At 63.6% G+C, this 11570-nt stretch carries 9 protein-coding genes; 6 read left to right on the forward strand and 3 right to left on the reverse strand.

Annotation, left to right across the window (positions count from 1 at the left end):
- From B097_RS0110480 to B097_RS13180, 3 genes are all read left to right on the forward strand, one after another.
- Entirely contained in the window at positions 1-843 is an 843-nt protein-coding gene (locus tag B097_RS0110480) for a VOC family protein (RefSeq protein ID WP_018582483.1), read from the forward strand.
- 43 nt (positions 844-886) lie between these two features.
- Positions 887-1942 carry an NAD(P)-dependent alcohol dehydrogenase gene (locus B097_RS0110485; RefSeq protein ID WP_026254467.1) on the forward strand — a complete coding sequence of 352 codons (1056 nt, stop codon included), beginning with the start codon at positions 887-889 and terminating at the stop codon, positions 1940-1942.
- Between the two features lie 74 nt (positions 1943-2016).
- Positions 2017-2922: a serine hydrolase gene (locus tag B097_RS13180; RefSeq protein WP_018582485.1), complete on the forward strand. Its 906-nt coding sequence runs from the start codon at positions 2017-2019 to the stop codon at positions 2920-2922.
- A gap of 16 nt (positions 2923-2938) precedes the next feature.
- Here B097_RS13180 and B097_RS0110495 read toward each other — a convergent pair whose 3' ends face one another.
- Entirely contained in the window at positions 2939-3874 is a 936-nt protein-coding gene (locus tag B097_RS0110495) for an alpha/beta hydrolase (protein WP_018582486.1), read from the reverse strand.
- 84 nt (positions 3875-3958) lie between these two features.
- Between B097_RS0110495 and B097_RS0110500 the strand changes: the two genes are divergently transcribed.
- Positions 3959-4585, forward strand: a complete 627-nt coding sequence (locus B097_RS0110500; protein WP_018582487.1) for a CG0192 family protein — start codon at positions 3959-3961, stop codon at positions 4583-4585.
- A 2-nt stretch (positions 4586-4587) separates the two neighbouring features.
- Here B097_RS0110500 and B097_RS0110505 read toward each other — a convergent pair whose 3' ends face one another.
- Positions 4588-6519 (reverse strand): M13 family metallopeptidase, encoded by a 1932-nt coding sequence (locus tag B097_RS0110505; RefSeq protein ID WP_018582488.1) that lies wholly within the window; start codon positions 6517-6519, stop codon positions 4588-4590.
- 29 nt (positions 6520-6548) lie between these two features.
- Here B097_RS0110505 and B097_RS0110510 point away from each other — a divergent pair, with 29 nt between their 5' ends.
- Together B097_RS0110510 and B097_RS0110515 are read left to right on the forward strand one after the other, a co-directional pair.
- Positions 6549-7205: a hypothetical protein gene (locus B097_RS0110510; RefSeq protein WP_018582489.1), complete on the forward strand. Its 657-nt coding sequence runs from the start codon at positions 6549-6551 to the stop codon at positions 7203-7205.
- Between the two features lie 30 nt (positions 7206-7235).
- Positions 7236-8129 (forward strand): PrsW family intramembrane metalloprotease, encoded by an 894-nt coding sequence (locus B097_RS0110515; protein WP_018582490.1) that lies wholly within the window; start codon positions 7236-7238, stop codon positions 8127-8129.
- Between the two features lie 2 nt (positions 8130-8131).
- Here B097_RS0110515 and B097_RS0110520 read toward each other — a convergent pair whose 3' ends face one another.
- A complete protein-coding gene (locus B097_RS0110520) occupies positions 8132-11569 on the reverse strand; it encodes an arabinosyltransferase domain-containing protein (RefSeq protein WP_018582491.1) in 3438 nt (1145 codons plus the stop codon).
- Position 11570: the final 1 nt, after the last annotated feature.

Raw genomic sequence — 11570 nt, forward strand, 5'->3', positions numbered from 1 at the left:
ATGCCAGCTTTTGAAGCCCGTCCAGGAATGCCCTACTGGGTGGACATGTCCACCAAGGACCCGCGCAAATCCACCTACTTCTATGCCAAATTGCTGGGGTGGGACATCGGCGGGGCTGGCGGGGACGAGGCGGCGGCTGGTGTGGCAAGCAGTGACGAAGACGTCTCCTCGGACTACACCATCGCCCGCCTCCAGGGCCTGCCCGTAGCAGGATTTATCCAGCAGCCGCATGAATCCACCAGCCCAGATACGTGGGTGACCCATTTCCTCTCGGCCGACATCGCGGCAGATAGCGCGCGCGTGGAAGAGCTTGGCGGGCGCGTACTCTCCCCAGCCACGGAGGTCTCGCTGGGCCAGATGGCACTGTGCTCCGACATCGCCGGCGGCCTGTTCGGGTTGATCCAGCCTGCAGGGGAGGACGCTTTCGTCGCCGCCGGCGAACCCGGCACCCCGGTGTGGCACGAGTACACCGCCACCGGCCACTTCGAGCAGGCCGCGGACTTCTACCGCAACCTGTTCAACTGGGAGACCGCCACCGAAGACGGCTACTCCCTCGTCCTCGAAGACGGCGCAGCTTTTGCCGGCCTGTGGGACGCGACCGAGCAGTTCCCCAATGAGGTGCCCGGCTTCTGGCAGTCCTACCTTGGCGTACGCGATATCGACGAGGCAGCCCGCCTGGTGAAGGACTTCGGCGGCGAGATCATTCGCGGGCCCGAACAATCATCATTCGGCCCACTGCTGCTGGTCAGCGACGCCACGGGTGCCACCGTCATGTTGTGCGAAACTCCAGAGCCCGTCTACGAGGAGGAGCTCAGCGAGGCGGATTCGATCCTGGATCTCTAACGCACAACCGGCGCCCGCGCACTGTTCGACGTATCTTAAAAGCATGAATACAACGACTGCGTGGGGTGCCCCGTCGGGCGGCGCCCCGTTGGAAGCAATGACCATCGACCGCCGCGAGATGCGTGACGACGATGTCCGCATCGCCATCGACTATTCCGGCATCTGCCACTCGGATATCCACACAGTGCGCGATGAGTTCGGCCCGCGGACGTATCCGCTGGTCCCAGGCCACGAGATCGTGGGGCGTGTCACCCAGGTCGGGCCCGCAGTGACCAGGCACCAAGTAGGCGACCGAGTCGGTGTGGGCGTATTCGTCGATTCGTGCGGCCAGTGCGCGCCCTGTCAGGCCGGCGAGCAGTCCTACTGCGACAACGGCCCCACCATGACCTACGGCGCGGAGAACAAGTACGCCGGCGGCGAGTACACCCAGGGTGGCTATGCGCGCGAGATCATCACGAAAGAGGCCTTCGTCGTCCGCATCCCGGAGGCGCTTGATTCGGCGTCGGCAGCCCCCTTGCTGTGTGCGGGAATCACCACGTATTCCCCGCTCAAGCACTTCGGAGCAGGGCCCGGCAAACGGGTGGCGATCGTCGGCATGGGCGGCCTCGGCCACGTCGCCGTGAAAATCGCGGTGGCGATGGGCGCGGAGGTCACCGTCTTTTCCCACTCCGACCGCAAGCGCGAGGACGCCCTGGCTTTCGGCGCGCGCGAGCTGATCCCCACAGCGCAGGGGCTTAACGACGATTACCTGAACTATTTCGATCTGATCGTCAATTCGGTCTCTGTGGATCTGGACGTGGCGGAATATATGCAGCTGCTGCGCTTTGATGGCGCGTTCGTCCAGCTAGGGCTGCCGAATGAGCCGCTTCAGGTGCCCGCGCGCGCTTTTACCAGCAAGCGCCGCAAGCTCTCAGGCAGCCTCGTCGGCGGCATCCCGGAAACGGAAGAGATGCTGCAGTTCTGCGCGGACCACGATGTCACCCCAGAAATCGAGGTCATCGACGCCGACTACATCAACCGCGCCTATGACCGCACTGTGGCCTCCGATGTGCGCTACCGTTTCGTCATCGATGCGCGAACAATCTCAAAAACCCTCTAGAACTGGACGCCTGGGCTATACTCACACGGAACCGATTTCCGAAGAAACTTAAAACAGGTGAGGATGCGAACACCATGAGGAAACTAGTCGGCGTTTTTCTCGCCCTCGTCGTCACGCTCGGCCTAGTGCCTGCCGCCAATGCCATGACGCTGAACCCGGCAGGAGTGCCCGCGCGCACCTCCTTGGCCGTGGTCTACTCCGACGGCAGGGTTGCGGCGTCGCCGAACGGGCACGAATCGCGCCCGGCGCTCAGCCTGGCCAAGCTTTACCTGGGCTACTGGGTTCTGCACCACGGTGCCCCAGGGCACAAGGCCCAGGTGGAGCACATGCTGCGCGTCTCTGATGACAACATCGCCACCCAGCTCGACCGGGCGTACCCGAACGCGATCAACGATGTCGCCCGCCAGTTCGGCCTCGGCGCCACCCGTTCCTCCGGCTACTGGGGATACTCGCGCACCTCCGCGGTGGATGTCGCCCGCTTCATCGAGGCCATCAAGCCAGACCCCGTGGCAGCACCTGTCCTCCGCGGTATGTCGGGTGCAGCCCCTATCGCCGCAGACGGGTTCGCTCAGAACTATGGCACCTCCCGCCTGCCAGGAGTGCAGGGCACCAAGTTCGGCTGGTCCGATGACCGCACCTCCATCACCGCGACCGCAAGCTACGGCCACGGATTCACCGTCGCAGCGATCACCTACGGCCCCGCGTCTGTGAACACTGACGACGCCGTGCGTGGCTTCGTCGGCGGCCCTGCAGGTGGAGCAGGCGCACCAGGCCAGCCGCTGACCAGCTCCGTTGGCCCGATCCAGGCGCCGGCACAGCGCGTGGTTGATGCCCTACCTCCGAACACACCGAAGGAAATCACCAACGCGATCCCACGCGACTGGCTGGTCCCGACCGGGGCACCGGAGGTCGTGCTGCCTGAGCTGCCGCAGATTCCGGAACTGCAGCTTCCGGATGTGCCAATGTCGGCACTGCCTTAAGCAGCCAGCCCCTCCCTCAGACGCCGCGGAGAAATTCCGCGGCGTCTTTAATTTTGGTGCGGTTGACCGCGGGCGTGGCAATTCGGTGCGTGGAGTAATACTTCGCTACCTGCACGTTCTCAGCGGCATCGCCAACCTCCGGCCGTGCGGCCACCTCGTCGTTAAGCGCTACCTGCAAGAAAGTCTTCGGCCACCGCGTCACCTCCGGGACCTCAAGGCCGGCGCGCAGCTCGTCGGGAAGTGCTGCCACCGACGCGAGATCCGGAAATGTCAGCACCAGCGCGTCAACCTCGTCGGCCACCAGCGCAGCCAGAGCGCCACCGGAACTATACCCCCACGCGGTCACGGAGGCAGCGTCCTGCTCACGCGCATAATCGATAGCGCGCAGCACCGCGTCGAGCACCTGGTCAAGGGTGTTGTCGGGCAGCAGAGGGTAGTCCAGATCCAGGATCGTGGTGCCGGACAGCTGGGCCGCCGCAGCCACCTCGGGGCGCCAGGAATGCTCCAGCGCATTGCCGGACCCGCGCCACCAGCCGCCCGAGTGCAAAGACACAGCCCAGCGCCCGGTTGGCTCCGAAGGCGTGAACTGGGCCGCGCTTAACGACGAACCCAGCGCCACCTCGGTGGCCTCTACGCCTTCGGAGAACGCCACCCCCGGCATGGTGTGATCCACCGCGGAGCCCAGCATCAACATCGCGGCGTGCGTGATGCGGTCTGGCAGCAGGGCCGTATACCGATCAGCGGGGGCCGGATCGCCTGACCCGCCCTTCCACGGCGGGGTGAACTCGGGCAGGGGATAGGTGGCGTCCATGTAGGACACCAACTGTTCCAACTGCTTATCCTCGGGGAGGGTGCGGCGCACGCCCCCGACGTTGAATTCTGCGGTCCCTTGCTCGTTGATGGGGTAGTCGTCCGTGGGGTCGCCCGGTTCTAGTTTCGGTGGAGGAGTCATAGCTCCTAAGCGTAGGCGATGGCAGAGGGGTACATTTGAATGGCAACACGTCCACGCTGGCCCAGCTACCCCAAGGAGAGCGACATGAGTGGTGTTGCAGAAATTTATGATGTCGAACTAGACCCGACCAAGGAATCGATCGTCGCGCATTTCGGCGCGATTCAGGACCTGCTCGGTTCCTACCGTTTCGTCGACCCGGACGGCAAGGTGGGGATCGAAATCCACATCGGCCACGACATGGAGCGGCGCTTGATGCAGTTCGCCACCGTGTACACGGAGACCGACGAGGCACCCGAGGCGCTGTTCACCGCCACCGAGCACCCGGTGTTGGGCACCCGCTATGTAGCGCCGCTGACCTCGAACGCGGTGGCGGTGCGCGAGGTGATCCGCGTGATCCTCGAAGCCGACAACGGCGCTGAATACTCTAACGGTTCCGGCCCCGCCGTCGACGTGCGTGGCTCCGGAACCGAGGAGGAATTGTCCAGCGTCGGCGCAGTAAAAATTTCGGAGTACACCCGCCAGCGTGCCGTCGGAACAGTGCTTATCGACGATAAGCCCCGCTCTTTCCTGCTGCGCATCCCGAACCTGTTGGTGCCCGGCCGCGAAATCGCGAGGGGTCACACCACCTCAAGGATGCGCCTGACTGGTTGGCCGCCGGAGAACCCGGAGGACAAGCGTGTCCTGGCCGAGCTCTCCTGGATGGACCGCTAGCGCTACCAGATGGTGACGCGGTTCTCCGGGGCGATCCACATCGGGGAGGATTCGTCGATAGTGGGAAACGCCTCGTAGAAGTCGTCGATATTCGCGGCGATCACGTTGCAGCGGAACTCGGCGGGCGAGTGTGGGTCGATCGCCAAGTACTGCTCCGCCATCTCTGGGCGGATGGCGGTGCGCCACACGCGTGCCCAGGCCAGGAAGAGGCGCTGCATGCCCGTGTATTCCTCTTCGTCCAAGGCGGGGTCGGCGCCCTCGACGTCGAAGGGCTGCTCGGGGCCGTCGTCCAGGCCCTTGTCCTTCAGATACATCTGGTAGGCCACCACCGCGATGCCCAGTCCACCCAGGTCACCGATGTTTTCGCCCAAGGTGAATTCACCATTGACACCATCGATGCCTTCCTTGCCCTCCAGAACGGAGGGGATCAGGCCGTCGAACTGCTTGACCAGCGTTGAGGTGAGCTTGTCGAAGGCCTCGCGGTCCTGCTCCGTCCACCAAGAATTCAAGTTGCCCAGGCCGTCGTAGCGGGAGCCCTGGTCGTCGAAGCCGTGGCCGATTTCGTGGCCAATCACCGCGCCGATGGCGCCGAAGTTCTCGGCGGCGTCGGCCTCTGGATCGAAGAATGGCGGCTGCAGGATCGCGGCCGGGAAGGTGATGTCGTTGACCACCGGGTTGTAGAAGGCGTTGACGGTTTGTGGGGTGGTCACCCACTCGTCGCGGTCGGCGGGACGGCCCAGCTTGTTCAGCTGGTAGTCGTGCTCGAACTCGGCCCCGCGGCGCACATTGTCGACCACGTGCGTCCCCGCCGGGCTGAATTCCAAAGTATCGAAGCTGCGCCAAATGTCGGGGTAGCCGATCTTCGCATTGAACTGCGCCAGTTTCTCGGTGGCACGCACGCGGGTCGTCTCCGTCATCCATTCCAGCTGGGAGATACGCTCGCGGTAGGCGCGGATCAGGTAGGTCACCAGCTCCAGCATGCTTTCCTTGGACTCACGCGGGAAGAAGCGTGCCACGTACTCCTTACCGATGTCTTCGCCCACCAGCGATTCAGCAAGCCCGACGCCGCGCTTCCACCGGTCACGCTGCTGCGTTGCGCCGGAAAGAGTGGTGCCATAAAACTCGAAGTTCTTCGCGCCGATCTCTTCCGCCAGCACGCCGGCGCGGGAGCGCAGAATGGCCCAGGTGGCCCACAGCTGCCAGTCCGCCAAGTTATCGGGGCGTAGCAGGCGGGCCAAGTGGTCGGTGAAGGACGGCATCATGTTGATCACACGGCCCTCGGTCAGCCCAGATCCCGCCAGCATGGTCTGGATAATCTCCGGCAGCTCGGAGATGTCGGTGGGGTTATAGGTGGCCATCGCGTCGCGGGTCTTCACCACGTCCCAGTGGCCGGCGGCCAGTTCCTTTTCCATGGCGACAATGCGGGTGGCAGCGGCCTCCACGGGCAGCCCGAAGAGCACCTCGGGGTCCAAGAATCCCAGCATCTCGGCCACGTGCTTTTCATATTCGGCCAACGTGTCCGCGTGGGACTCGGAGCGGTAATAGGCCTCGTCGGGAAGCCCCAGACCGGACTGCACCAAGTAGGCGACCGAGTTCTCGCCCTGGGAATCCTTCTCAATGAAATACGTCAGCGGGGCACCGACACCGACGCGCTCGAGCTTGCCCAAGGCGGCGGCGAACTCGTCGATATCTGCGACGGACAACAGGGCGAAATCGTCGTCAAGCGGGGCAACCCCGGCGTTGTTGATCGCGTCGGTGTCCATGAAGGAGGCGAACAAGGTGGAGGCGAGCCCGTTACCTTCGGCCACGATATCGTGCACGTTTGTTTCGGCATCATCGCGCAGCTTGTGGAAGGTGCCGTCGACACCGCGGTCGTCGGGGATGACGTGGGACTTCAACCAAGGTCCGTTGACAAATTGATAGAGATCGTTCATGTCTCTACTCTAACTATTAGGCTGGGTCCATGCTTTCGTATTCGCCTTCTTATCGCTTCGGTCCGCGCCGCACAGGCCGCCTGTTCGCGGCCTCACTGGCAGCGGTAGTGGCGTTTCTTGCTGCTCCGGCTTTAGCCGTGTGGGCGTTGCCGGATCCGCCAGCTGTGCGGGAGAAAGTTGAGCTGAGTTCGGCTTATTCGGAGTGGACAGAACCCATCGAGCACCTGGTGTGCGAAGTTGACCCTTACGCCATGACCGGCCAGGGCTGGAACTGCGGCGGCGCGACGGTCTTAGCGGCGAGTACGGAGTGGACCGATGACCCGGAGCGCACCTTAAGGCGGCAGGTGCGCGCCTACAACGATCTTGTCGATAGCTCTTCCGGCACGGTCATGACCTTCGGCGACAATCATGTATTTTTCTACCTGGACCGATTCACCGGGCCCACCATCGCGATGACGGTGCGTGGCGCAGGCGAATTCGACGAGGAAGTGTTGTTCGCCACCGTCAGCGGGTCACACCCCGATGAGGTCGCCTCGGTGGCATCGCAGATCTGGGAGGGGCTGACCGGGACACCGATGGCGCAGGATGTCCTCGCCCAGCTGCAGGACAGCGGCGTGCTTGACGACGAACCCCTGCCGGGCCGCGAGCGCCCACTGCGCCCCATGCCACAGGTGCAAACGCTGTAGCGCACAAAAGGAACAGAGGAAAGAAACAGGATGTCCAAGCTTTTTCGCTACACCATGATCATCGCCGTACTGGTCGGCGTGCCCGTCCTGCTCATCGACGTTGTCGTCAACCTGCTGCTTGCGCCCAGTGCGACCGCCGCCAGCCTGGCGATCGCGGCCGTGCTGACTATCGTGGTCCTGGCGGTACTGCGCAAAACCCCGATCTGGCCGCGGTGGTCGTCGTCAAGCATCGGCTGGATCCTGTGCGCCCTGCTGTGGGGTGCCGGCGTGTCGTTGCTCATCGTCATCGCGTCGGGGCTACCGGCGATGGATCTTGCGCTGGCGCTGCGCTGGGAACAATCGGTGGCCTCCTTTGGCGGTGCCTGGCCGGAGGAGCCCGCAAAGGCGCTGGGTGTGCTGTTTATCCTCATGTCTTTCCCGCGCTTCTACCGCCCCTGGCACGGTTTCATGGTGGGGATGGTCGTGGGCCTTGGTTTCGACATGATGGAAAACATGCTCTACGGCACCATGGGTGGGATGATGCACGCCTCATCCGACATGGCCGGCATGCTGGACACGTGGGGCCTGCGCCTCGTGTTTGGCCCGCTGCTGCATACGGGCCTGACGGGGCTGGCCGGCTGGGGGATCGGGCTGGCCTTGTTTGTGGGGGCCAAGCCGCTGAGCTGGCGCATCCGTGCCGTGGCCCTCTACTTCGGCGCCGCGTTCCTCTTCCACTTCGCGTGGAACTACTCCTGGGAAGAGGAGTGGATGCACTATGTGCAGTTCGCGATCGTCGCCATCGCCCTGTATGGCCTGTGGGCCTACGTGTGGGTGCGGTCCGTCCGCGCGGCGCGTGCCGACGATACCTACGTGCATACCCCACAAGCGTTGACATCGGTGCGCCAGCTGGAATTAGAACCAGCTGACACACCGATATCCGACTAGCCCTAGTCGATATCGCGGATCTTCATATCCGACGGGTGCCACAGCCCGGAGCGGGTGATCTCCTCATGGTCGATCGTCGCAAGCTTCGGCGCTTCGCCTTGCGAGTTGGTGCGCAGGTGGTACTTCGACACGGAACCCCAGTCGCGCTGCCAGTCATCGCGCAGGTAGCCCGGCACCTCGTAGGAGTAGTTCACGGCCTCCGCGGTGCCCAGGGAGCCGCCGCCGAGGAAGTCCATGAACCCGGACAGGGCGGCCTTGCCCGGCGCGTCGGGGGAGACGCGGTATTCGGGGATCTCGGTCACGCCGGCGTAGTGGTTGAACGTGCGCTGGCACGGGAACTGCAGGGCAGCGGACCAGTCGATCAGCCCCGGGGTGTCTGGGGAGATGAGGTCATTCATCGATTCCAGTTCGGGCACGCGCGGTGGGGTGACGGCGAGCCAGTCATCAGGCGACAGGGAGGTGTCGCTTGCGACGATGCGCACTACCTCTGCCTCCTCGGGCAGGTCCTCCAGCGGGTAGCGCAGGTTGCGCCAGGACTGGGTGGGGCCTGCATCCAACATTTCGATTTCGCCAAGGACCTTGTAGGTTCCATCGTCGTTACGCGAACCGTACTCGACGACGAGTTCCTCGCCGTCCTGGGCGACACCGTTGATGTCATGGTGGGCAATCTTGCCCGCGACAGAAATCACCAGCAGTGGGGTGTTCTCGGCGGCTTCGGGCAGTTCGAACCAGCTGGTTTCCAGCTCAGCGGTGTTTCGTGGTTCTTCCTCCCAGGACCCGACGACGGGGATGCGCGTGTAGTCCAAGTTGAATGGCAGGTTCACCGTGGAATCGTTGACGCCGGTGTCTTCGCTGTCGCGTTTGCCTTGGGTGCCACCTGTCGAGGTGGACTGTTCAGACACCGTTTCCTGGCTGGTGTTTTCTGCGTTATTGCTGGTGTCCGAGGTGCTCTCGCTGCCGTCGGAAGCATCGGAACCTGCACCGGTATCGGTGGTGGTGCGCGATTCGGTGTTGGCGTTACCGGATGTGGTCTGGGAAGCGTCACCGATCGCGCCGACAGAAGCCGAACTCATATTTTCCGGCTCGATGAACTCGGGGACACCGTTCGGGTGGAAGCCACGGATCTCACCGGATTCCAGCGAACGGCCCAGCGGCACCCCGTCGACGGGAGTGAGGAAGGCATCGTTGGTGTTGGTCTCCAGCAAGGCGTCGCTGGCCAGGCCACACTTGTCGCCGGCGAAGGTGCGCACGTTGCCCATTCCCACAGAGTATGCCGGAGCTTGGTCGATGAAAGACTTCGTAAACGACAGCATGGAAAACGCCACCATCAGGATGGAGGCCACCGCGATCGGGGCGGTCATGACGCTGCGGAACTTTCCGCCGGCGGCAAGCTGAGCGGCTTCGAACTCCTCGAGCGTACCGGCCTCTGCGGCCTTGTCGCGCTGGTAGGAGTGCTTGAAGGACTGCCAGATGCCGATGGCTAGAACGATCAACGAGATAAGCAGCATCACGTTGGCGGCCTCGACGCCCTTGAACTGCACCGGGCGGTCCCACCACGGGATGTTGAAGGAGGACACGTACCACCACGCGTTCCAGCCGGCCAGGGTGATGGCCATGACGAACCCAACGGCCGCCAGCGACAGGGTGCGGGCGCGCACCGATTTGATCGCGATCTGGGAGAGCACCACCGCACCCAACGCGGCCACCGCGCCGGCGATGGAGGCGTAGATGCCGAAGTGGTGCGTCCACTTCGTCGGGGTGAACATGAGGAAGAACATGGACAGCGCAACGATGAGCAGCATGCGCATCGTCGGGCCCTTCGCCGCGCCGGGCACACCGCCGTGGCGGGAGAAGGACCACACCACCAGCAGGAGGCAGGCCAGCATGGTGAACATAGCGAAACGCCGCGTCATCGAGCCGTCGACCGACTGCTGGAACAAGGTCGCGTAGCGCGCCCACTCGGAATACCACTCCAGCGAAGGCCCGACCTCACCGCGCACTCGGGTGGATTCGAGCACGGCAGCCAGCGTCTGGTCCGCGAACACCGGTACCAGCACGGCGGTGCCAGCAGCTAAGAATGGGGCGATATAGGCGAGCCATGGCGCGATCACGGTGCGGTTGCGCATGATGCGGAAGAGGTGCGGCAGCGAGACCAAGAACACGCCCACTGCCATCAGGCCGGTCGGGCCGACCGTCAACGTGAAGGCTGCCGTCACCGTGCCCAGGGCAGCGGGGAAGAGGCGATTGGTGGCGATGGCACGCTCAAAAAGTGCCCACGTGACGATCACGCCGAGAGCCACCATGGGCTCTGGGCGGGTGCCGTTGTTATACGGCAGCCAGAACGCCAGGAACACAAACGCGGCAGTCCAGTACGCCATGCGTCGATTCGCAACGACATCCCCCAGCCGCGGCAGAATCTCACGCGATAGCAGCAGCCAGATCAGGATGCCGGCGATCAGCGTTGGCAGGCGCATCCACACCGAGGAGGTGGACACGGTGGCCAGCAGCGAGAGCAGGTCGTAGAAGGGTGAGCCGAAAGGCGCTTCCGGCACGCCGTACCAGCGGTAATAGTTGGCCATATAGCCAGACTCATTGGCCACGCGCGCCATCGTCAGAATGAAGCCATCGTCGGACGTGTTCGCGCCGAAGATGTGCCAGAAGCCCAACACGAACAGCACGATGCCGTCCAAAGGCTTGAATGTGCGCCACCGCGGCCCAAATACTGGCAATTGACGACGATCGGCCTGGTCCATGCGCCACAGGCAGGCTAAGCTCACGATCGTCAGCAGAATGCCGCCGACCATGGACAGGAACTTCAGCGTGGTCGGCGTGGAGGTAAACCGTGAGTTGATCTCCATATCAACGTTCAGCCCGGCGTCGATCAGTGCCTCAGCACCGCCGGCGGCATCCTCGTCGATCTCGGAGTAAATGCCGGCGACCTGCGGGCGCAGGTCCTCCTCAGTCTCCTCCTTATGGTTGGTGCCCGGGATGGCCACAGTCACCCCGTCTTCCGTCGCGGAAATATTCACAACGGCATCGTCGTCAAGCGCCTCGAACTGCGTCGGGGACAGCTCAAACACAACCTTGTTCAGGGAGCTGATGGACACCGCGCCTTCATCCGTGATGGAGACGAAGAGGCCACGGTCATAGGCTTCTTCCGAATCGTCCGGGAGCGTGCCGACGACCGTCGATTGCCCATCGCGTACCGCATCGAACGCGGCGACTGGCACCGTCAGGTCCAAGGACTCCGGCGCCATGGAAATCAGTGGCGCGTTGACGGACTCCACGCTTCCATCCTGCGGCCAGTTCAACGACGACTGCGTCTGCTGCACCGGCAAGAAAGGGGTGAGTACGAACAGGAGAAAGGCCAGGAGGCCCGTCACGATAGCGGTGTTTTTCAGGCCACTGGAGGCGGCCTGGGGTGTAGCTACAGAATTCAAT

Source organism: Corynebacterium pilosum DSM 20521 = CIP 103422 (assembly GCF_000373805.1).
Taxonomy (GTDB): domain Bacteria; phylum Actinomycetota; class Actinomycetes; order Mycobacteriales; family Mycobacteriaceae; genus Corynebacterium; species Corynebacterium pilosum.